This is a genomic window from Microbacterium sp. bgisy207, assembly GCF_965345035.1.
GTDB lineage: Bacteria > Actinomycetota > Actinomycetes > Actinomycetales > Microbacteriaceae > Microbacterium.
On sequence record NZ_CBDRMG010000014.1, the window covers coordinates 46,711 to 68,538 of the forward strand.

Below are 21,828 nucleotides of genomic sequence, written 5' to 3' on the forward strand. Positions count from 1 at the left end.
AATCGACACGGGTCTAGGTCATAGGTCACGCCGGCAGCAGCGCGCTCACCGCCCGCGCCCGCGCGCGACGGACACCGACGATCGTGCCAACGAACGCGAGCACGCTCCACAAGAGCAGACCGATCGCCGTTCCGAGGACCTCGTGCAGCGACCCTCCGACCAGCGCGTCCGCCCCCTGCAAGGCAAGACTCAGCGGGAGGATCGAGAACGGCGTGGCGGCGAGCGACCCGTCGGTGACCGGCTGCAGCGTGCCGGCGGCCACGAGCTGGATGCCCAGCGCCAGCACCGACACGATGAGTCCGGCGCGGCCGAACAGCGCCGTGAGGGCCTGGTGGAACAGGGCGAAAGACACGGCCGCGGCAAGCGTGAGCGCGAAGGCCACCGCGATGCGGTCGGGGGCGACGCCCAGGACGGCGATGCCGAGCCAGACCAGCAGCGACTGCACGGCGGCGACGCCGATCACCACGAGCGCGGCGTCCGCCGCGAGGTGCGCCGGGGTCGCGGGGGTGATCAGCGAGGCCCGCGCGAACGGCGCGACCACCAGGAACGTCGCGAGCGCGCCGAGCCACAGCGATACCGGCGCCAGTGCGGCGACCGCGGCGGCGAGCGCGGTGTCGGGCCCCCCGATGCTCGTGGTCGTGACCCCGATGGGTGAGGCGACGACGTTCGCGATGCTCTGCTGCTGGGCGGCGGAGTAGTCGGGGATGTCGGATGCCGCAGCATCCAGTCCGCCCGCCAGGTCGGCAGCCCCGGCCGCGGCGGCGTCGAGTCCGCTCGCGAGGTCGGCCATGCCCGTTGCCAGATCCGACGCGCCCGCCACCGCGGCCTGTTGCGCGGTGGCGAGTTCTGTGAGTGCCGATGCCGCGGGGCCTGCCAGGTCGGCGACGACATCCGCGCCGACGGCAAGCTCTGCCGCGTCGACGGCATCGCTCGCCAGAGCGCCGGCCTGGCCGTCCAGGTCGGCGGCGATCGCTGCCGCACCGGCGCGCAGCGCGAGGATATCGTCGAGCAGATCGCCCGCGGGGGCGGTCGGGTCGGCCGAGATCAGCGCGGCGATCACGTCGAGGTCGGCGACTCCGAGATCCTGCGCGAGCGAGAGTGCCTCCGCCTCGAGCGCGGCGCCGGCCAGTGAGCCGGCCAGGGCCGCGGCATCCGACCCGGCTGCCGCGCTGAGCGCACCCAGATCGCGGACCCCGTCCGGCAGGGCGCGCAGGACCGTACCGATGCCCTCCAAGCCCGTGACGAGCTCTCGCTGTCCCTGTGTCAGGATCTGCGCGCCGTCGGCGGCGCCCCGGATGCCGGTCGCGAGCTCTCCCGCTCCCCCGGCGGCCTGGCTGATGCCGCTGTGTAGCTCGGCGAACGCATCCAGCGTGCCCGTCACGTACCCGGAGGTCAGCTGAGCCTCGACGCCCCGCGGCAAGCCCGCGGCCAGGGCCTCGGCGAGCACACCCGAGAGATATCCGTGGCGGGTGCTGGTCTGCACGCTCAGCTGGGCCTGAGTCGGCGCATCGGTGCCGAGAGTTGCGACATCCTTCGAGAAGTCTGCGGGAATCGTGACGACCGCGAGGTACGTGCCCATGGCGAGACCCTGATCGGCTGTCGCCGCATCCGTCAGGGTCCAGGCGATGCCGTCGTTTGCGGTGAGCAGATTCTCGGTTACGAGCTTGCCGGCGGCCACGGGAGTACCGCCGTTCTCGATCGGGACATCGAGGTTCACGACCGCGACCGGCACCTGTTCCTGGGTCGGACGCGGCAGGAGCGTCAGCATCACCAGCAGCGGGATGACGATCGCGAAGACCGCGAGCGCGATCGCCCTTCCGCGTCCCCCACCGACCAGCAGGCTCGATAACCCGGTCACACGATCACCTCGCTCGCAGGTTCGAGGGCGCCGCGGCTGCTCGCGGTATGCAGCGCTCGAACAACGCGCACTTCGCGTCGCACCGACGTTGCGACGGCAGGGAGGGCGGCCAGGTCGACGAGGGCGTCGTCCACGGCGAGCACGAGCGTCGTCGACGAGGATGCGGCCCGCAGGACGCTCTCCAGCAGCGCCGCCTGGTCGGGCCGGCGGCGCATGTCCAGCACCGTCACGTCGGCTGCGCACGCAAGCGCTGCGGCGGCATCGAGCGTCCAGCGCTGGCTCTCGTCGAGCAGCGACATCGGCACGTCGATCTGCTCGAGCACCCGTGGGTCAGCACGCAAGTCGCTCCAGATCTCGATCGCGCGACGCGCGCGCGCCCGCCGATCGCCCTTTCCCCCGTCGAGTCGGATGAGGCGGCGCACGTGCTCCGCGAGAGTGCTCGCATCGGTCGGGGCCGGAATCGCGGGGACGAGGGTCGATACGCGTGAGAGCGGTTCACGCTCGAACGGGATGAGGCGGCCGCCCACGGCCAGATCGCCACGGATGTCGGGCAGGCGCCCGGCCAGGCCCGCGCATACTGCCGCGGCCTCGGGGCCGTGAACGACCAGCACGCCGGCCCGCGGAAGATCCACGGTGACCGGTGCGGAGTCGCCGAACGTTGCCTCGTGCGCGTGGATGCCGTCGCCGCGGACGTCCCTGTCGGCCTCGCGCCACGCCCGCTGGTCGAGCATCCGACGAACCGCCTCACCCTCGATATCGGCATCCGGGAGGAGAGCGTCGAGCCACCGCGGAAGCCACCAGGCGTGCGCGCCCAGCAGTGCCATGAGCGCGGGAATAAGCGTCATCCGCACGACGAAGGCGTCGATGAGCACGCCGATGGCCAGCGCAAGGGCGATCGGCTGGATGATGGCGTTTCCGCCGGGCACGAAGGAGAAGAACACCGAGAACATGATGAGCGCGGCCACGGTGATGACACGCGCCGACGCCGAGAAGCCGTCGAGAACGGACGCACGCGCATCCCCGGAGTCGACGAATCGTTCCCGCATCCGGGAGACGAGGAACACGTGGTAGTCCATGGCGAGTCCGAACAGCACCGCCATGACGAGGATCGGCATGAAGCTGATGACTGGTCCGACCTTGCCGACTCCGAGCAGCGACGCGCCCCACCCCCATTCGAAGACGACAGTGGCAACCCCCAGGCCTGCGCCCACGGTCAGCAGGTACCCGAACGTCGCCGTGATCGGCACCGCGAGGGAGCGGAACATGATTGTGAGCAGGACCAGGCTCAAGCCGACGACGACGATCGCGAACGGCAGCATCGCGGCCGCGAGCCGGTCGGAGATGTCGATCGCAAGAGCTGTCTGACCCGTGATCTCGTACGTGAATCCGTGGGCCGCCTCGAACGCCGGTGCCTGGTCGCGCAGGGTCTGGACGAGCTGGGCGGTCTGGTCGGAGGAGGGCGAACTGTCGGGAGTGATCGTCACGACAGCCATATCGAGCGCTTCGTTGGGGAACGCCTGCGATACCGCAGCAACGCCGGGAACGTTCTGGAACGCATCGTCGAGGGCGTCGAGCGCCTGCTCGATCTGAAGCGTCCGAGAGATATCGGCCGTCACGAGCAGCGGCCCGTTGAATCCGGGGCCGAAGCCGGTGTCGAGCAGGTCGTAGGCGACCCGTGCCTCGGACCCCGGCGGGTCGTACCCGGCATCCGGGAGGGTCAGCCGCAGTCCGGATGCCGGAATGGCGAGCACCGCCAGTGCCGCCGCAACACCGATCGCCGTGAGCAGAGGCTGAGCGGTGACGATCTTCACCCACCGCGCGGTACGCACCGGAGCAGTGCCGTGGCGCGCGGCGCGACCTCGCGGAACCAGTCGGTGTCCCAGGAGCGAGAGGATCGCCGGGAGCAGCGTCACCGCGACCAGGAGCGCGGTCAGGACGGCGCCGGCAGCACCGAGCCCCATGACGGTGAGGAACGGTATGCCCGCCACTCCCAGCCCGACCAGAGCGATCATGACGGTCATTCCGGCGAAGACGACGGCGGTGCCCGCTGTCGCGATCGCGACCGCGACCGACTCGGCGGGATCCATCCCCTCGCGCAGATTGTCACGGTGCCGCGAGGTGATCAGGAGCGCGTAATCGATGCCGACGGCAAGCCCCAGCATCGTCGCGAGGACCGGCGCCGTCGACGAAACGGGCGCGAGCGCGGCGACGATCGTGATGGCGCTCGCGGACAGCCCGACGCCCAGCGCCGCGGTCACCAGCGGAATGCCCGCGGCGATGAGGGATCCGAACGTGATGGCCAGGACAAGGTACGCGACACCCATCCCGATGAGTTCGGTCCAGTCGACTCCGGATGACGAACTGGCAGCCAACCCCGACACCGCAACGGTCAGTCCGGCATTCGCGAGCGGCTCCGTGGCCGCCGACACGGAGCTCACGAGCGTATCGGGGATATCTGTTGCGGCGACCGACAGCTGCACCGAGATGAACGCCATGTCGCCGTTCGCGGAGATCTGCGATGCGGCACCATCCGACGCGGCAGTCGACCCGCTTGCGGCCATCGGGTACGGGCAGGTGACGGCCACGACGTCCTCGAGCGCGGCGATGTCCTCACAGGCTGCCACGACGAGATCCTGGCTCGTCGAGACATCCTCGCCCGACGGCGCCGCGACGACGACTTTCGCACTCGCGCCGCTGATCTGCGGGAATCGCTGCTCGAGGGCATCCAGGGCGGACTGCGCCTGGGTGCCCGGAACGGTGAAGCTCGACTGGAGGTGGTTGCCCAAGGCACCGGCCAGCGCCGAGGCGCCGACCACGACGGCCAGCCACACCAGGATGACCGTCCATCGTCGGCGGGCGGCGAAGCGTCCTACCCGGTACAAGAACGAGGACATCGCCACAACTCCTGTCCAGGTCGTCGTCGAAAGGGGGGCCCGGCACCCGTGCCCAGACCCGTCCGCCAGCGTAGCGGGCCGATCATGCTGCCGTGGGATCTGGCTTCCGCGTCGCCGCGCCACCGGAGGCGGGCGCGCGATGCGTCACTCGCGGATGCGGGCTCCGACGCGCTCCGCAGCGACGGCGACGCCGGCGAGCTTTGCCTCCGTCGCCTCCGCTGCCGTGAGGGTGCGATCCGGCGCACGGAAGCGCAGAGCGAAGGTCAGGCTCTTCGTCCCCTCCGGGATGCCGGTCCCACGGTAGTCGTCGACGAGCCGGACCGCCTCGAGCAGGTCGCCGCTGCCCGCGACAAGCGCAGCCTCGACGTCTCCGGCCGGGATCTGCGTCGACACCACGAGGGAGACATCCTGCGTCGCGGCGGGAAAACCGGACAGGGAGGCCGCCACGACCCGCTCCCCCGCGAGGGACAGCGCCGCGTCGAGATCGAGCTCGGCGACGACGACGCGACCGGGCAGGTCGGCGGCGGCCGCGACGGAAGGCAGGAGTTCGCCGACGTAGCCGATCGCGACATCGCCGACCCGGACCTCGCCCGCACGGCCCGGATGCAGCGCCGCGCGCCGCGTCTGCACGATGTGCACGTCGACCCCGGCCGCCGCGGCCACGGTGCGAACCGCATCGACGACGTCGGCGAGGTCTGCCGGTTCCGGAGCTTGCCCGGGCTGCTTCGCGACGCGCATGCCCGTCAGCAGAATCGCGACGTGACGCGGCTGCGGTGGGATCGAGGCGTCGAGCGCGGCGAGCGTGGACGCATCCGGCCGAACGCCCAGGGGCGGAACGAACGGTGTGCCGTACTCGACTCCCTCGGACGGCAGGAACACGACGCCGGTCTCGAACAGGGCAAGATCCACGAGACCGCGCGAGAGGTTGCGGTGGGCGACCTGAAGCAGTCCCGGAATGAGCGAGCGGCGCAGGAACGGAAGCTGGCCGTCGAGCGGATTGGCGAGTTTGACGCTCGGGAGGCGCGAACCGTCGGCACTGCCGTGGAGGTCGTTGTCCTCGGCGGTCGCGAACGGGAACGACGGCGTCTCGACGTAGCCGGCCGCGGCCAGGGCGTTGGAGACGCGGCGCCGCGCACGCTGGGCAGGCGTCAGCCCGCGGCCGGAGGGCGGCGTCGGCAGGACGGAGGGCACCTGGTCGAGCCCGTGGATCCGCGCGACCTCCTCGGCCAGTGTCCACCGGTCGGTGAGGTCCGGGCGCCACGACGGTGGGAAGACGAGCCAGGGCGCGCTCGGGTCCACCCCGGCGTCCTCGAGGTCGCAGCCGATCAGACGCAGTGCCTCGACGATCTGATCCGGGGTGTAGTCGACACCGATGAGCCCGGACACGAATCCACGGGGCAGCTCGATCGCCGGCTGCTCATGGCCTGCGCGAAGGGCGCCGCCGAACGACTCATCGAGTGTCCCCCCGGCCAGCTGCACCATGAGATCGGCGACGCGGCGTGCGGCGACGAACGGGATGGCGGGATCGACGCCCCGTTCGAAACGGCGCGACGCTTCCGAGGGGAGCTTGTGGCGGCGGGCCGTACGCGCGATCGAGACGGGGTCAAAGGTCGCGGCCTCGATCAGGACGTTGCGGGTGGCGGGGCCCATCTCGGTGGTTGCTCCGCCCATGACACCCGCCAGCCCGATGGGTCCGGACTCGTCGGTGATGAGCAGGTCCTCGGGGTCGAGCGTGCGGACCTGCCCGTCGAGTGTCTCGAGCTTCTCGCCGGCACGGGCGCGGCGGACGGTGATGCCCCCGCGCAGGGCGTCGTAGTCGTAGCCGTGGATGGGGTTTCCCAGCTCGAGCATCACGTAGTTGGTGATGTCGATCAGGATGCCGAGGGGACGGATGCCGGCCAGGGCCAGCCGGGTGATCATCCACGGCGGAGTGGGCTTGGAGGCATCCACGTCGCGCACCAGGCGGGCAACGAACTCAGTGGCACCGACCCGACCACGAATGGGACTCGCGTCCTCGACGCTGAGCGGGAAACCCTCTCCCGGGTCGACCTCCGGCCACGGCCGGTCGGCCGGGTCGCGGAACGCAGCGCCGGTCGCGTGTGCGTATTCCCGGGCGACACCGCGGATCGACAGGGCGTAGCCGCGGTCGGGAGTCACGTTGATCTCGACCGCTTCATCGTCCAGTCCCAGCAGCGCGATCGCGTCCGACCCGACGGGAGCATCGATGCCGAGTTCGACCAGCCGAAGGATGCCGGAGTGGTCCTGCCCGAGTCCGAGCTCCTTGGCCGAAGCGATCATCCCATCCGACACGTGCCCGTAGGTCTTGCGCGCCGCGATCGGGAAGGGTCCGGGAAGCACCGCACCCGGGAGGGTCACGACGACCTTGTCGCCGACGAAGAAGTTGCTGGCGCCGCACACGATGCCGCGGACGGCAGGCTCGGCATCCGTGCCCTCGCCGTCGGCGACCCGGACCTGGCACCACCGGATCGTCTTGCCGTTGGACTGGGGCTCAGCGACGAACTCGAGCACCTCGCCGACAACGATCGGGCCGGACAGCTCGAAGCGGTGGATGTCCTCCTCCTCGAACCCGACCGACACGAGCGAGGCCAGAATGTCCTCCGGCGTCGCCTCGGCGGGAACCTCGACGAACTCACGCAGCCACGACAGCGGAACGCGCATCACACCACCATCCCGAACTGCTCGCTGAAGCGGATATCACCCTCGGCCATGTCCCGCATGTCCTTGACGTCGCTGCGGAACATGAGCGTGCGCTCGATCCCCATGCCGAAGGCGAAGCCGGAGTACTCCTCCGGGTCGATGCCCGCCGCGCGCAGGACGTTCGGGTTGACCATGCCGCACCCGCCCCACTCGATCCAGCGGGCGCCACCCTTGAAGGTGGGGTGCCAGAGATCGAGCTCGGCGGAGGGCTCGGTGAACGGAAAGTAGTTCGTGCGCAGGCGGGTCTTGGCCTCGGGTCCGAACAGGACGCGCGCGAAGTGGTCGAGAGTGCCCTTCAAGTGGGCCATCGTGATGCCCTTGTCGATCACGAGGCCCTCGACCTGCGAGAAGACCGGCAGGTGGGTGGCGTCGAACTCGTCGGTCCGGTACACCCGCCCGGGGCACACGACGTAGACGGGCAGCTCGCGGTCGAGCATCGAACGCACCTGCACGGGGCTCGTGTGTGTGCGCATGACCAGATGCCGATCCACGGGGTCGACGAAGAACGTGTCCTGCATCTGGCGCGCGGGGTGGTCGACGTCGAAGTTCAGGGCGTCGAAGTTGAACCACTCGTGTTCGAGCTCGGGGCCTTCGGCGACCTCCCAGCCCATCCCGACGAACACATCCGCGATCTCCTCCTGGAGAAGGGTCAGTGGATGCCGGGCGCCGACGCGGGCGCGCGTGGGCAGCGCGGTGACGTCGATGGCCTCTGCCTCCAGTCGGGCCCGCAGTTCGGCGGCCTCGACCTCCGCTTCGCGGGCACCGAGCGCCTGCGTGACTCGACCGCGCGCCTGCCCGATGAGCTTTCCGAACTCGGCCTTGCGGTCGGGGGCGACATCGCGAAGCGTCGCATTGAGGCGGGCAAGCGGCGACCCCTCGCCGACATGGGCCGCGCGAGCAGCCTTGAGCGAGGCGGTGTCGTCGGCGGCGGCGATCGCTGTCAGCGCATCGGAGACAGCGGACTCCACCGCCTCGGGGGTGATCACGGGAGGGCGAGAAGCCTCGGGGCCGGCAGCATCAGACACGAGAGACGAGTCTACCGACGCGCCAGGAGGCGATCAGCCGGGCGCACCCACGCGGACCGAGCGCTGCGCGAAGGCCGTCTCGTACAGGCACACGCTCGCCGCCGTCGCGAGATTGAGCGATTCGGCTTTGCCGTAGATCGGCAGACGCAGCGACAGGTCCGCGTGCGAGAGGGCATCCTCCTCGAGACCGCGCGCCTCGTTGCCGAACAGCCACGCCGTCGGCTCCGCCAGCAGGTCCCGCGAGGCCAGGAAGTCGGTGCCGTCCACATCTGCGGCAACGACCCGGATGCCGGCAGCATGTGCCCGCTCCACCGCCTCGGGCAGTTCCACACCGACCGCGATCGGCAGGTGAAACAGCGAACCCGTCGTCGAACGCACGACCTTCGGGTTGTACGGGTCGACGGACTTGCCCGTCAGGACGACGGCGTCCGCACCGGCGGCGTCGGCGGCGCGGATGATGGTGCCGAGGTTGCCCGGATCACGCACCTGCTCGCAGATGGCGACCAGCCGGGGCAGTGCGTCGAACACCTCCGCCACGGTGGACGGGGTCTGCCGGGCGACGGCGACGATCCCCTGGGGGGTGACGGTGTCGGCCATGGCGTCGAGGACCGCTTCGCTGGCGAGATCGATGTCCAGACCCGACTCGCGTGCGGCCTCACGGATGTCTGTGTGACGGTCGAGCGCGGCGGGCGTCGTGTAGAGCTCCACCAGTGCATCGGGACGATACGTGAGGGCTTCTCGGACAGCCTGCGGTCCCTCGAGCAGGAAGAGTCCGGTCTCTTGCCGGGCGCTGCGCTTGGACAGCTTCGCGACCGCGCGCACGCGCGGCGATCGCGGATTCTCCAGCACGCGCCCAGTTTAGGGGTACCGTCCCCTCACGCACGCGAAGGGCGCCTCCGATCCGGAGGCGCCCTTCGCGCACTGTTCGGCCGCTCAGGCGGACTTGGGTGCGTTGACGTCGCTGGGCAGTGCCTTCTTGGCGGTGTCCACGAGCGAGGCGAAGACCTTCGGCTCGTTGACGGCGAGCTCTGCCAGCATCCGGCGGTCGACCTGCACGCCCGCCAGGTTCAGACCCTGGATGAAGCGGTTGTAGGTGAGACCGTTCTGGCGGCTCGCCGCGTTGATGCGCTGGATCCACAGGCGACGGAAGTCGCCCTTGCGCTTGCGGCGGTCGCGGTACGCGTAGACGAGCGAGTGGGTGACCTGCTCCTTCGCCTTGCGGTACAGGCGCGAACGCTGTCCGCGGTAGCCGGATGCGCGCTCGAGGATGACGCGACGCTTCTTGTGGGCGTTGACAGCCCGCTTGACTCTAGCCATTTCGTTTCGTTCCTGTTCGTGCCGGGGCGCTCAGATGCCCAGAAGCTTCTTGGCGACCTTCGCGTCACCGGGGGCGAGCATCTTGTCCGCCGACAGACGGCGCGTGCGCTTGGTGGGCTTGCCTTCGAAGTTGTGGCGGAGGTTCGCCTGCTGCTTCTTGATCTTCCCGGTTCCGGTGACCTTGAAGCGCTTCTTGGCACCCGAGTGGGTCTTCTGCTTCGGCATCTTCTTATCCTTCGTTGTGTGTTCCCGCCGGGCGGGAGTCTGGGGGGCCTACTCGGCGGGAGCGGCCGTCGGCTCGGTGCTGTCGCCTCGGGCGGACTGGCGCGCGGCCTCCTTGGTGGCTGCGCGCTGAGCGTTCTGCTCGGCCTTCGCCTCGGACTTGTTCTTGTGCGGCGCGATCACCATCGTCATGTTGCGGCCGTCGATCGTGGGGTTGGATTCGACGGTGCCCCATTCGGCGACATCCTCCGCGAACCGACGCAGCAGACGCACGCCCTGTTCGGGACGCGACTGCTCACGCCCGCGGAACAGGATCATCGCCTTGACCTTGTCACCGGCCTTGAGGAACGACTCCGCGTGCTTGCGCTTGGTCTCGTAGTCGTGCGGTTCGATCTTCAAGCGGAACCGGACCTCTTTGAGAACCGTGTTGGCCTGGTTGCGTCGCGCTTCCTTCGCCTTCTGCGCAGCCTCGTACTTGAACTTGCCGTAGTCCATGATCTTGACCACGGGCGGCTTCGAGTTCGGGGCAACCTCGACCAGGTCGAGATCGGCCTCTTGTGCCAGACGCTGCGCGACTTCGATGCGAACGACACCGACCTGCTCGCCGCCGGGACCGACCAAGCGGACCTCGGGCACGCGAATGCGCTCGTTGATGCGGGGATCGCTGATGCGGAACTCCTCTTCGTGCGGGTGGAAGGCACCGCGACACGGGGTGCGCCGCGGGTGAGATCAGAGCACTCCACCCGCACGGCGCGCTGCACCGGCTTTCTGCACCCTCCCGCTCGACCGTGGATGTCGAGCGCTACCCCGTCGAACACACATGGTGCGAGACGGAGCGGAGTGCGTGGACCCGGTAGCCTTGAGCGGCAAGCGCGGGTGGGATGTGATCCTCTTTCGTTTCCGGGGCGAAATGCTCCGGAGCCCGCATAAGTCTAGCAGAAGGCATCACGTGACCACGATTCCCGGTTTCCCCGACCCCGCAGCATCCGAGGACGGATCGCGCGACCGCCGCGACCGGGAGCGCGAACGACGCTGGGACGAGGATGCCGAGGCCGCCGCGGCAGCCTCCCGGGACATCGCCGACGTTCCCGCGGTCGAGGTCATCACGACGACCGCCGTCCACCTCATGAGCGCCGCGGCTGTGAAGGTGGGCCTCGCCGACGACCCCGAGCGCGAGCGCGACCTCGATGAGGCCCGCAAGCTCATCAACGCCCTCGCCGGTCTCATCACGGCAGGTGCACCCGAGATCAGCGACATGCACGCCCGGTCACTGCGAGACGGGTTGCGTTCGCTGCAGCTGGCGTTCCGTGAAGCATCCGCGATCCCCGACCCGATCGGCAAGGGCCCCGGCGAGAAGTGGACCGGACCCGTCACCTGAGGACGAACTCCCCCCAGCGACGACCGCGGTCGCGCGGCGATGGCGACCGTCCAGCGCCCGCCTCAGACCTGCGAGCGCCGGATTTTGACGGTCAGCGAGTCCACCAGCACCGCGATGCGGTCATCTGCCGCCCAGCGCTTCGCGAGCCGCTGGAGCACGGCATCGAGCTCGTTGCGATCGAGTCCCGGCATGAGATCGAGCTGCACCTGCACCTCGGGTCCCCTCCCCCGACCATCCGGGTCCCCCGGCGCCAGCGCGAGGTCGAGGACCGCGAGTTCGGCCCCGATGCTCTCCTGAAATCCCGCGAACACCTCGGGTGAGGTGTGCGCAGGCTCCCACGCCTGTCCCTGCGCGATCGCCCACACCGCGGGGCGACGGATGACGAACTCGGTGTCCGATCCAGGATCGAGCACGATGAGGTCTGTTCCGTCCTCGACGGCGGCAGCTGCCGTGCGCACACCGTCGGCGGGAACCGGCCGTGCCGCGCTGTCCCACGCACTCATCGTGGCGACCGAAGAGAACACGGGCAGCACGCGCCTCCCGTCAGGCGCGGCGACGGTGACGATCGACAACTCCTGCGTCTTGTCCACGGTCAGCCCATGCGCGCCGACGCCCTCATCGCCCTTCTCGGCGATCAGCGGGATGAGCAGCCGCGCCGCCCGGTACGCCTCGATGACGCCGACAACGGAGGCGTCCCCCGCACGAAACCGCGTGAGGGCTTCGATGAGCGCAGGGTCTGCCGAGCCGTCATCGCCCGCGAACGGGTTCGCCTCGAAACTGCGCCCCGCCCACGGAAACCCCGCGGAGTCGGCCGCGGGGGCCGATCCGTCACGCGGCGCCCGGGGCGGCAGCGGTGCGTCGTCAGCCTCCGGCGACATCCAGCGCCTCGGCCAGGGTGAAGGCACCCGAGTACAGGGCCTTCCCGACGATCGCGCCCTCCACGCCGAGCGGGACCAGTTCGCGCAGAGCAGCGATGTCATCGAGGGTCGCGACGCCGCCCGAGGCGATCACGGGCTTGGGCGTGCGTGAGGTCACCTCGCGCAGCAGATCGAGGTTCGGGCCTCGCAGCGTGCCGTCCTTGGTGACATCGGTCACGACATAGCGGCTGCATCCGGCATCCTCGAGTCGGTCCAGCACCGCCCAGAGGTCACCGCCCTCCTCCGTCCAGCCGCGCGCGGCGAGAGTCGTCCCACGCACATCGAGACCCACGGCGACGAGCTCCCCGTAGCGCCCGATCACATCGGCAGCCCACTCGGGGTTTTCAAGGGCCGCGGTACCCAGATTCACCCGCTCGGCGCCGTACTCGAGCGCCAGCTCGAGGCTGCGGTCATCACGGATGCCGCCCGAGACCTCGACGCGGACGCCCTTGACCTGCTTGATGACCTTGCGGATGATCCCCGCGTTGCTTCCTCGGCCGAATGCGGCGTCGAGGTCGACGAGGTGGATCCACTGCGCCCCCTGCCGCGCCCAGTCGACCGCCGCGTCGACGGGGTCGCCATAGCTCGTCTCGGATCCCGCGGCGCCCTGCGTCAGCCGCACCGCCTTTCCGTCGGCGACGTCGACGGCGGGCAGGAGGATGAGTTCGGGCGTAGACGCGAAGTCGTTCATGGTTCCTCGGGCGGGTTCACGGAGCCCGCGGCACGCCGACGGCTCTCGGGGGCAGGCACGAGTTCAGAGGGTAGCCGCGTCCAGGCTCTCGATCCAATTCGCGAGCAGACGGATGCCGGCATCCCCTGATTTCTCGGGGTGGAATTGCGTCGCGCTGAGGGGACCGTTCTCCACGGCTGCCACGAAGGGCACCCCGTGGGTGGCCCACGTCACCACGGCGGCCGGGAAGGGCTCCTGGGCTTCCAGCGTCCACTTCTGAGCAGCGTACGAGTGAACGAAGTAGAACCGCTCCGTCTCGATCCCGCGAAACAGCGTCGAGCCCGATCCGGCCTCGACGGTGTTCCACCCCATGTGCGGGAGCACCGGCGCGTCGAGCTCGGTGACGGCGCCCGGCCACTGACCCAGGCCGATGCTGTCGGAGCCGCGTTCCACACCGTGCTCGAACATCACCTGCATCCCGACGCAGATCCCGAGAACCGGCCGTCCCCCCGCCAGGCGCCGCTCGATGAGCTGATCGGCACGCGAGTGCCGCAGCGCATCGACGACCGACCGGAAGGCTCCCACGCCGGGCACGACGAGCCCGTCAGCGGCCATGATCTCGTCTCGATCATCCGTCAAACGCGCGTCCGCACCGGCAAGGATGAGCGCCTTGACGGCTGAGTGGACATTGCCCGAGCCGTAGTCCAGGACCGCCACCGTGGGGCGCGCGGCGGAATCGGACACCGCCGTCACAGCGCGCCCTTCGTGCTCGGGATGCCGTGCACGAGAGGGTCGATCGCCTTCGCCTGGCGGAACGCACGCGCGAACGCCTTGTACTCGGCCTCCGCGATGTGGTGGGGGTCGCGGCCGGCGAGCACCCGGAGGTGGACGGTGAGTCCGGCGTGATAGCTGATCGCCTCGAACGTGTGTCGCACGAGCGATCCGGTGAAGTGACCACCGATCAGGTGGAGGGCGAACCCGTCGGGCTCGCCGTCGTGAACGAGATACGGGCGCCCGCTGATGTCGACGACCGCCTGCGCCAGAGCGTCATCGAGGGGGACGAGGGCGTCACCGTAACGGGAGATGCCGGACTTGTCGCCGAGCGCCTCGCGGATCGCGTCGCCGAGCACGATCGCCACGTCCTCGACGGTGTGGTGCGCGTCGATGTCGATGTCTCCCTCGGCGCGGATCGTCAGGTCGGTGAGGGAGTGTTTGGCGAACGCCGTGAGCATGTGGTCGTAGAACGGAACGCCGGTATCGATCGTGCTCGCGCCCGTGCCGTCGAGGTCCAGGCTCAGCTCGACGCGGGATTCGCTCGTCGCGCGGGTCACCGTCGCGGTTCGACTGCTGCTCATGCGCGAGAGTCTATCGACGCGAGTGCCTCCAAGAACGCGGTGGTCTCCTCCTCGGTCCCCGCAGACACGCGCAGGCTCCGCGGGATACCGATGTCGCGCACCAGGATGCCGCGATCGTAGAGCTGCTGCCAGGTCCGCCGAGGATCTTCGACGCCGCTGAAGAGCACGAAGTTGGTCCACGACTCGTACGCCCGGTAGCCGAGCGCCTCGACGGTCGCAGAGATGCGATCGCGCTGAGCGATGATGTCGTCCACCATCTGAAGCATGATCGGCGCGTGAGACAGAGCCGCGATCGCTGCGGCCTGCGTGAGCGAGCTCAAGTGATAGGGCAGACGCACCAGTCGCAGCGCATCGATGACGGCAGGATCTGCGGCGAGATACCCGACGCGGGCACCCGCGAACGCGAACGCCTTGCTCATGGTCCGTGACACCAGGAGTCTTTCGCGACCGGGCAGCAGCGAGAGCGCTGAGGGGGCGGAGGCAGGCGCGAACTCGAAATAGGCCTCGTCGACGACCACGATTCCGCGCGACACCTCGTAGACGGCGTCGATGACGTCAAGGCCCAGGGGTGTGCCCGTGGGGTTGTTCGGCGCGCACAGGAACACCAGATCGGGATCGGCGGCCGCCACCTGATCGGCTGCCGAGTCCGCGTCGAGGGTGTAGTCCGCGCCACGGGTCCCCGCCACCCACTCCGCGCCGGTCGCTCGCGTCAGGAGCGGGTACATCGAGTACGTGGGGGCGAACCCGAAGGCGCGACGCCCCGGCCCCCCGAACGCCTGCAGCACGTGCTGAAGCACCTCGTTGGAACCGTTGGCGGCCCAGATCTGATCGGCTGACAGACCGTGCTTGAGGTAGTCGGCAAAACCCTCACGCAATTCCAGGAACTCACGGTCGGGGTAGCGGTTGATCTCGCCGAGCGCACGGCCGATGGCATCGAGGATGTCGTCTGCCACCTCCCGCGGCACCGGGTGGGTGTTCTCGTTGACGTTCAAGGCGACAGGCAGCGGCGCCTGCGGCGCGCCGTAGGGTGTCAGGCCCCGCAGGTCGTCGCGAAGCGGGAGATCATCGAGGCGGATCGTCACCCGTCCCATCGTACGGTGCCGCGCGGCCGAGCCGCGGGCCGCGGGCGAAGGATCACTCGCTGTAGGCAGGAAGGATCACTCGCTATAGGCAGTAGGGATCGCCAGCCGCTGGCCGGCCCCGACGACACTGCCGGTCAGGCCGTTGAGGCGAGCGATCTCCGCCACGACATCACGCGGATCAACATCCGGTGCGATCTCTTCCGCGATCGACCAGAGGGAGTCCCCGGGCATCACGGTGACCGTCTCGAAAGAACCGGCGGACGCACCGCCCTCGAGCGACGCGAGTGCTGCCCCGCCTCCGAGGATCGCGCCTACGAGCACGACGATTGCGGGGAGCGCGGCAAGCGCCGCCAGAACCGCGCGCCCCCGCGCTGTCAGGCGCAGTCTCGTCGCCGTGCGGTGGGGCTGCGTGCGAGGACGGACCTCTGCGCGAGGTGCGCCGGGGCGGCTGAGAGCGATCGTCGTCATGTCATCCTCCGTCGTATCGGGGAGAGATTCGTATCCACCTCTCGGCCGGGAGGGGCGGATACGAATCTCTCTTCCGAAGTTATCTTCGAGTATTGTCGATGTCAAGCGGGGTGAGGGTCGAGCGCCGTTCGAACACGACACGCGGCCCAGCAACCCGCGAAACGCCGCCGAGGCGGTTACCGTTTCGATGAACACACGCAATCACCGACCTCCGACATTCGAAGAGGAGTGCGGAATGGGCGGGAGCGATGACAGGAGCAAGGGCATGAACGAGGAGCCGGCACGGGAGCGCACGGGCACGCGGCGGCGACGCAGCCTCAGCGAGAAGCAGCTCGCGATTCTCGAGGTGATCCAGCGGGCCATTGCCCGCAACGGGTACCCGCCGAGCATGCGCGAGATCGGCGACGCGGTCGGCCTCAAGAGCCTGTCGAGCGTGACCCATCAGCTCAATCAGCTCGAACTCAGCGGCTACCTCCGACGCGACGCCGGCAAGACCCGCGCGATGGAGGTGCTGATCGATCTTCCCGGCATGGCCGCTGAGAACCCCGCCGACACCTCTCCCGCCGTCGGAGACGCGGCCATGGTTCCGCTGGTGGGACGGATCGCCGCCGGCGTCCCCATCACCGCCGACCAGCAGATCGAGGAGATCTTCCCGTTGCCGCGACAGCTCGTCGGCAAGGGCGAGTTGTTCATGCTGCGGGTGAGCGGGGAGTCGATGATCGACGCCGCGATCTGCGACGGTGACTGGGTCGTGGTGCGTTCACAGGCCACCGCGGACAACGGAGACATCGTGGCCGCGATGCTCGACGGCGAGGCGACGGTGAAGGCCTTCCGACAGCGGGACGGTCACACGTGGTTGCTGCCTCGGAACTCGGCGTTCGAACCGATCCTCGGCGACGACGCCACAGTGCTCGGGAAAGTCGTCGCGGTCCTGCGCGCCGTGTAACGCGACGCAGTCGTTATCTCGCGGGCGCGCGGCGGTCGGGACACTTCCGCCAGAATGGCCGCATGAGCTCGCTCTCACCCGAAGACCTCGAATCCCGCATCCGTGCCCTCGAGGCCGAGAATGCCCGTCTGGCGGGTCGCACCGCCCCGTCCGGCGGGTGGTGGCGGGCCGCGCTTTCTGCGCTCGTCATCGTCATCGCCACGATCCTCGTCCCGGTATCGGTGGTGACCACCTGGGCGCGCGTGCAGCTGGTCGATGAGGATGCGTTCGTCTCGACGTTCGCGCCGCTGACCGAGGACCCCGCGGTGCAGGACCTGATCATCGATCAGGCCACCGCCGCCATCGATGAACAGGTCGATTTCGCGGCGCTGACCGACCAGGTCTTCGACGGCATCGACAGCCTGGGGCTTCCGCCCGCGGCATCCACCGCACTTGACGTGCTTCGGGCTCCCGCAGCGCAGGGGGTGCAGAGCCTCGTGAATTCGGCGGTCGAGCGCATCGTCGCGTCGGAAGCGTTCTCCGACGTCTGGTCTTTCGCGCTCCGCGGGGTTCATCGATCGATCGCGACCGTCGCCACCGCCGATGGCGGCGGCATCCTCGTCCTCGACGACGACGGGCTCGGAATCGCCCTCGGACCGATCATCGATCAGGTCAAGGACCGGCTCACCGAGAGCGGCGTGGGAGTAGCGAGTCTCATTCCGGCGATCGACAAGACCATCATCATCGGCGATGGGGAGGCGCTCATCGCCTTCCGCACCGTCTACGCGCTCGCCGACGCCGTCGGGTGGTGGCTCTCGATCGTGACGATCGCCCTGTTCGTCCTTGCCATCGCCATCGCTCGGCGCCGCAGCGTCGCCGTGGTCGGCACCGGGGTCGGGATCTTCATCGGCGGCGGCATGCTCGCGGCGGGCTTCGGCATCGGCGGGGCAGCCAGCACCGTCGTTGCCGGGCAGCTCGACCTCTCCCCCTCGGCGATCGGCGTGATCTACGGGCAGCTCACGGCATCCATGGCCCAGAGCGCGCTCGTGATCGCCCTGCTCGGGGTCGTGATCGCTGTCATCGGCTGGCTGATGGGGTCGAGCCGGTCAGCCATCGCGACACGCGGGGGCGTCAGCGGCTTCAACGCGACCATTCGCGCGACGCTGGCAGCCCGCGGCCTCGATACCGGAGGATTCGGACGCTTCCTCGCGAGGTACCGCGTCGCGATCCGCATCGCGCTCGTCGTGATCGCGGTCATCTGGCTCCTGGCGCTTCGTCCGCTCTCGTTCGGCGACGTCGTCGTCTTCCTCGCGACCGTGATCGTCGCGTGGGTGCTCGAACTGCTCCAACGGCGCGAGATCATCGAGATCGTGGTGTCGGAGCGGGACGCGGCAGCAGCCGAGCCGGATGCCGCGGCAGAGGAGTCCGAAACGGTCACGATCGTCGAGTCCGAGGCTTCTCCCCCGAAGGGCTGACCCATCCCGCGTAGCGTGGGCGGTATGGAAACCTCCCGCCCTCGACTCCCGTTCGGCAGTTGGCCCTCGCCGCTGTCTGCAGCATCCGTCACGGCCGCCTCACCGCGATACGAGGGGGCGAGATTCGTCACCCTCCCGGAGGGCGAACAGATCTGGTGGGGAGAGAGCGTACCGGCCGAGGGCGGGCGCACGACCATTCGGCGTCGCCTTACCGACGGGGCCGTCGATGAGCTTCTTCCGCCGCCGTGGAACGCCCGCTCGCGCGTGCACGAGTACGGCGGCGGGGCATGGGCCGCCACGGATGACGGCGCGCTGTGCTTCGTCGAGAAGACTGACCAGCGAGTGTGGATTCGACAGGAGGGATCTTCTCCGCGTCCTCTGACTCCCGCGGACACGGCGATGCGGTTCGGAGGTCTCCGGTTCGCAGCCGGCCACCTGTGGGCGATCCGAGAGGACCACGCAGCGGCCGGCGCGCCCGCTCGCGATATCGTGCGCCTCCCCGTCGACGGTTCGGCGGCAACGGATGCCGAGCGGGTCGTGTCGGTTGTCGCCGGCAGCGACTTCCTCGCGCACCCCGCGGTGTCACCCGACGGAAAGCACCTCGCGTGGGTCGCGTGGAACCACCCGCACATGCCGTGGGACAGGACGGAGATTCGCGTGGGCAGGCTCGTCGATGGGCGGGTCACGGGCTGGGAGGTCATCGCGGGCGGCGTCGATCGAGCGCCCCTGCAGCCCGAGTGGACCGACGCCGAACACCTCGTGTTCGTCGACGACCCCGACGGGCGCTGGAACCTGCACGCCTGGTCGGCCTCCGCGGGCGTGACACGCATCGATACCGCCGCCGCGGACACCGGCGGACCGCTGTGGTCGCTCGGCGCCCGGTGGTACGCCCCGACCGAGGGTGGGCATGCGATCGCCGTGCGCACGGACGGATCCGACCGTGTCGTGACGGTCTCGCCCGCGGGCGAGGACCGTGACCTCGGCGCTCCCGTGACGGCGGGCGCGTCCGTCGAGGATGCCGCAGGCGGACGCGCACTGATCATCGGGACCCGCACCGACGGCGCATCCGGGGTGTGGGTGGTCGACAGCGCGACGGCGCGCTGGGAGTCTGTCACCGGGGGCGAGGCCGCATGGCCCGCAGAGTGGTCCCCCACGCCTGTCGCGGTGACGACATCCGGACCACACGGCGAGGTGCACGCCTTCGCGTTCGCCCCGACCAATCCCGACGTCGCGGGGCCCGAGGGCGAACTGCCCCCGTATCTCGTCCTCGTCCACGGCGGGCCTACCGGCCACGTCGGAGGCGCTGCATCCCCGAAGATCGCGTACTTCACCAGTCGCGGCATCGGCGTGCTCGATGTCAACTACGGCGGCTCCAGCGGATACGGTCGCGCGTACCGTGATCGCCTGCGCGGGATGTGGGGCGTCGTCGATGTCGATGATGTCAGCGCGGCGGCGGCACACCTCGCCGAGACCGCAATGGCGGATCCCGCGCGCATCGCCATCGAGGGCGGCTCAGCGGGAGGCTGGACGGTCCTTGCCGCTATCGCGCGGGGCACCGTCTTCGCAGCGGGTATCTCGCGGTACGGCGTCGGCGACGCCCGGGCGCTGGCGGCCGAGACGCACGACTTCGAAGCCCGCTACCTGGACGGACTCATCGGTCCGCTCCCGGACGCCGAGGAGCTGTATCTCGAACGATCCCCGCTCTCGCACCCGGAGGGATTCGACGTCCCGATGCTGCTGCTCCAGGGTGCCGACGACGAGGTGGTCCCGCCCGCGCAGGCCGAAGCGATCCGTCACGCCCTGACCGCGGGCGGCGTGCCTCACGCCTACGTCCTCTACGACGGCGAAGGGCACGGATTCCGGCGCGCGGAGACGGTGATCCACGCACTGGAGACCGAGCTGGCCTTCCTCGGCGCAGCGTTCGGGTTCACTCCCCGGGACGTCGCGCCGCTGGCGCTGAGCTGAAGGGAGCAAGCTCGGCTGCGAGCTTCTCGGACACGAACGCGTGCAGCGCCGTCCCGTCCTCCTCGTGCGTGATCGTCACGACGTGGCCGCTCTCGTGTGCGGCAGAGACGAGGTCACCCCGCTCGTAGGGAACGACCGCGTGCACCTCCACCGCCGGCAGCGGCAGCGCTCGCTCGATCGCGGCACGGAGCTCGGCGATTCCCTCCCCGGTGCGCGACGAGGCGAACAGGGCTGCCGGCTCGAGGCCGCGCAGCACCATTCGCGTCGACTCGTCCACGAGGTCTGCCTTGTTGAACACGACGAGCTCGGGAAGATCGCGCGCCCCGACATCGCCGATGACATCGCGCACCGTCGCCAGCTGCGCGGCGGGGTCGGGGTGGGAGGCATCCACCACGTGCACGATCACATCCGACTGACCGACCTCTTCGAGCGTTGAGCGGAACGCTTCAACGAGTTGGTGCGGCAGGTTGCGCACGAACCCGACGGTGTCGGTCAGGGTGTAGACGCGACCATCGGATGCCTCGGTGCGCCGCACGGTGGCGTCGAGGGTCGCGAACAGGGCATTCTCGACAAGCACGCCGGCGCCCGTGAGGCGATTGAGCAGACTCGATTTCCCGGCATTGGTGTACCCCGCGATCGCGACGGAGGGAACCGTGTTTCGGCGTCGCTCCGCGCGCTTGGCCTCCCGTGCCGGCGCGAAGTCGCGGATCTGTCGGCGCAACTGCGCCATACGCGTGCGGATGCGACGGCGATCGAGCTCGATCTTCGTCTCGCCGGGGCCGCGCGAGCCCATTCCCGCGCCTCCTGCGCCGACCTGGCCACCGGCCTGGCGGCTCATCGACTCGCCCCACCCGCGCAGGCGCGGCAGAAGATACTCGAGCTGCGCCAGCTCGACCTGGGCCTTGCCCTCGCGGCTCTTGGCGTGCTGACTGAAGATGTCGAGGATGACCGTCGTGCGGTCGATCACCTTCACCTTGACGACGTCCTCGAGAGCACGGCGTTGGCTCGGTGCCAGTTCCGTGTCGGCGATCACCGTGTCAGCGCCGAGGGACGCGACGATGTCGCGGAGCTCCTCGGCCTTGCCCCGCCCGAGATAGGTCGCCGGGTCCGGGTGGGGACGCCGCTGGAGGACACCGTCGAGCACGACGGCGCCGGCCGTTTCGGCAAGCGCGGCAAGTTCGCGCAGCGAGTTCTCGGCATCCTCCTGCTCCCCCTGCGGGTGCACGCCGACGAGGACGACGTTCTCGAGACGAAGCTGGCGGTACTCGACTTCCGTGACATCTTCGAGCTCAGTCGAGAGCCCGGGGATCCGTCGGAGCGCCGCGCGCTCCTCACGGTCCCACTGATCCCCGTCGGAATCGGTGCCGACGGCAGTGGCGGCATCCTGGAGCGCCTGCGCCGCCCCGAACACCCACACGTCCGATCGCCCTCGGGCGCGCTGCAGCACCCGCTCGACAGGGTCGACCCGGTCCTCAGAAGAGGTCTGCGGTGCGTCTGGGGTGTTGTCCATCATGTTCTCCGTCGGATACCCGCCGTGCGGGCATCCGTAAACTCTAGCC

The 21,828-nt window shown here is 69.5% G+C and carries 19 protein-coding genes; 4 read left to right on the forward strand and 15 right to left on the reverse strand.

Features of this window, described 5'->3' with window-relative positions; all coding sequences use genetic code 11:
* Positions 1-25: 25 nt before the first annotated feature.
* The 8 genes from ACSGC5_RS12895 to infC form a co-directional block, all read right to left on the reverse strand.
* Entirely contained in the window at positions 26-1,858 is a 1,833-nt protein-coding gene (locus ACSGC5_RS12895; RefSeq protein ID WP_434971003.1) for a YhgE/Pip family protein, read from the reverse strand.
* Positions 1,855-4,752, reverse strand: a complete 2,898-nt coding sequence (locus ACSGC5_RS12900; RefSeq protein WP_434971004.1) for an MMPL family transporter — start codon at positions 4,750-4,752, stop codon at positions 1,855-1,857. Before ACSGC5_RS12900 ends, ACSGC5_RS12895 begins: the two co-directional genes overlap by 4 nt.
* Before the next feature lie 144 nt (positions 4,753-4,896).
* Entirely contained in the window at positions 4,897-7,431 is a 2,535-nt protein-coding gene (gene pheT / locus ACSGC5_RS12905; protein ID WP_434971005.1) for a phenylalanine--tRNA ligase subunit beta, read from the reverse strand.
* Positions 7,431-8,495, reverse strand: coding sequence for a phenylalanine--tRNA ligase subunit alpha (gene pheS, locus ACSGC5_RS12910; protein WP_434971006.1), 1,065 nt, complete (start codon positions 8,493-8,495; stop codon positions 7,431-7,433). The genes pheT and pheS overlap by 1 nt, the downstream gene beginning before the upstream one ends.
* A 33-nt stretch (positions 8,496-8,528) precedes the next feature.
* Positions 8,529-9,344 carry a TrmH family RNA methyltransferase gene (locus ACSGC5_RS12915; RefSeq protein ID WP_434971007.1) on the reverse strand — a complete coding sequence of 272 codons (816 nt, stop codon included), beginning with the start codon at positions 9,342-9,344 and terminating at the stop codon, positions 8,529-8,531.
* Between the two features lie 84 nt (positions 9,345-9,428).
* Entirely contained in the window at positions 9,429-9,812 is a 384-nt protein-coding gene (gene rplT / locus ACSGC5_RS12920; protein ID WP_228177768.1) for a 50S ribosomal protein L20, read from the reverse strand.
* A gap of 30 nt (positions 9,813-9,842) precedes the next feature.
* A complete protein-coding gene (gene rpmI, locus ACSGC5_RS12925; RefSeq protein WP_228177767.1) occupies positions 9,843-10,037 on the reverse strand; it encodes a 50S ribosomal protein L35 in 195 nt (64 codons plus the stop codon).
* Positions 10,038-10,085: 48 nt separating this feature from the next.
* A complete protein-coding gene (gene infC, locus ACSGC5_RS12930; protein ID WP_434971031.1) occupies positions 10,086-10,676 on the reverse strand; it encodes a translation initiation factor IF-3 in 591 nt (196 codons plus the stop codon).
* A gap of 307 nt (positions 10,677-10,983) precedes the next feature.
* Between infC and ACSGC5_RS12935 the strand changes: the two genes are divergently transcribed.
* Entirely contained in the window at positions 10,984-11,412 is a 429-nt protein-coding gene (locus ACSGC5_RS12935) for a DUF1844 domain-containing protein (RefSeq protein ID WP_434971008.1), read from the forward strand.
* Positions 11,413-11,474: 62 nt separating this feature from the next.
* On the opposite strand, the gene ACSGC5_RS12940 is transcribed toward ACSGC5_RS12935, so the two are convergent.
* The 6 genes from ACSGC5_RS12940 to ACSGC5_RS12965 all read right to left on the reverse strand — a co-directional run bounded on the left by ACSGC5_RS12940 (position 11,475) and on the right by ACSGC5_RS12965 (position 15,904).
* A complete protein-coding gene (locus ACSGC5_RS12940) occupies positions 11,475-12,290 on the reverse strand; it encodes an SseB family protein (RefSeq protein ID WP_434971009.1) in 816 nt (271 codons plus the stop codon).
* Positions 12,274-13,020, reverse strand: coding sequence for a bifunctional 1-(5-phosphoribosyl)-5-((5-phosphoribosylamino)methylideneamino)imidazole-4-carboxamide isomerase/phosphoribosylanthranilate isomerase PriA (gene priA / locus ACSGC5_RS12945; protein ID WP_434971010.1), 747 nt, complete (start codon positions 13,018-13,020; stop codon positions 12,274-12,276). The genes ACSGC5_RS12940 and priA overlap by 17 nt, the downstream gene beginning before the upstream one ends.
* A 63-nt stretch (positions 13,021-13,083) precedes the next feature.
* Complete coding sequence (hisH, locus tag ACSGC5_RS12950; RefSeq protein ID WP_434971011.1) at positions 13,084-13,752, reverse strand: imidazole glycerol phosphate synthase subunit HisH; 669 nt, start codon at positions 13,750-13,752, stop codon at positions 13,084-13,086.
* On the reverse strand, positions 13,749-14,354 hold the full coding sequence (hisB, locus tag ACSGC5_RS12955; RefSeq protein ID WP_434971012.1) for an imidazoleglycerol-phosphate dehydratase HisB: 606 nt from the start codon (positions 14,352-14,354) through the stop codon (positions 13,749-13,751). Before hisB ends, hisH begins: the two co-directional genes overlap by 4 nt.
* The gene (locus ACSGC5_RS12960; RefSeq protein ID WP_434971013.1) at positions 14,351-15,445 is read right to left on the reverse strand and encodes a histidinol-phosphate transaminase; all 1,095 of its coding nucleotides are present in this window, start codon (positions 15,443-15,445) and stop codon (positions 14,351-14,353) included. The genes hisB and ACSGC5_RS12960 overlap by 4 nt, the downstream gene beginning before the upstream one ends.
* 66 nt (positions 15,446-15,511) lie before the next feature.
* The gene (locus ACSGC5_RS12965; RefSeq protein WP_434971014.1) at positions 15,512-15,904 is read right to left on the reverse strand and encodes a LysM peptidoglycan-binding domain-containing protein; all 393 of its coding nucleotides are present in this window, start codon (positions 15,902-15,904) and stop codon (positions 15,512-15,514) included.
* Between the two features lie 265 nt (positions 15,905-16,169).
* On the opposite strand from ACSGC5_RS12965, the gene lexA reads away from it, so the two are divergent.
* From lexA to ACSGC5_RS12980, 3 genes are all read left to right on the forward strand, one after another.
* The gene (gene lexA, locus ACSGC5_RS12970) at positions 16,170-16,850 is read left to right on the forward strand and encodes a transcriptional repressor LexA (RefSeq protein WP_434971015.1); all 681 of its coding nucleotides are present in this window, start codon (positions 16,170-16,172) and stop codon (positions 16,848-16,850) included.
* Between the two features lie 62 nt (positions 16,851-16,912).
* Positions 16,913-18,304, forward strand: a complete 1,392-nt coding sequence (locus ACSGC5_RS12975; protein ID WP_434971016.1) for a hypothetical protein — start codon at positions 16,913-16,915, stop codon at positions 18,302-18,304.
* Positions 18,305-18,328: 24 nt separating this feature from the next.
* On the forward strand, positions 18,329-20,269 hold the full coding sequence (locus tag ACSGC5_RS12980; protein ID WP_434971017.1) for a prolyl oligopeptidase family serine peptidase: 1,941 nt from the start codon (positions 18,329-18,331) through the stop codon (positions 20,267-20,269).
* Here ACSGC5_RS12980 and hflX read toward each other — a convergent pair.
* The gene (hflX, locus tag ACSGC5_RS12985; protein WP_434971032.1) at positions 20,232-21,779 is read right to left on the reverse strand and encodes a GTPase HflX; all 1,548 of its coding nucleotides are present in this window, start codon (positions 21,777-21,779) and stop codon (positions 20,232-20,234) included. The two genes, ACSGC5_RS12980 and hflX, sit on opposite strands and share 38 nt — an antisense overlap.
* Positions 21,780-21,828 lie beyond the last annotated feature (49 nt).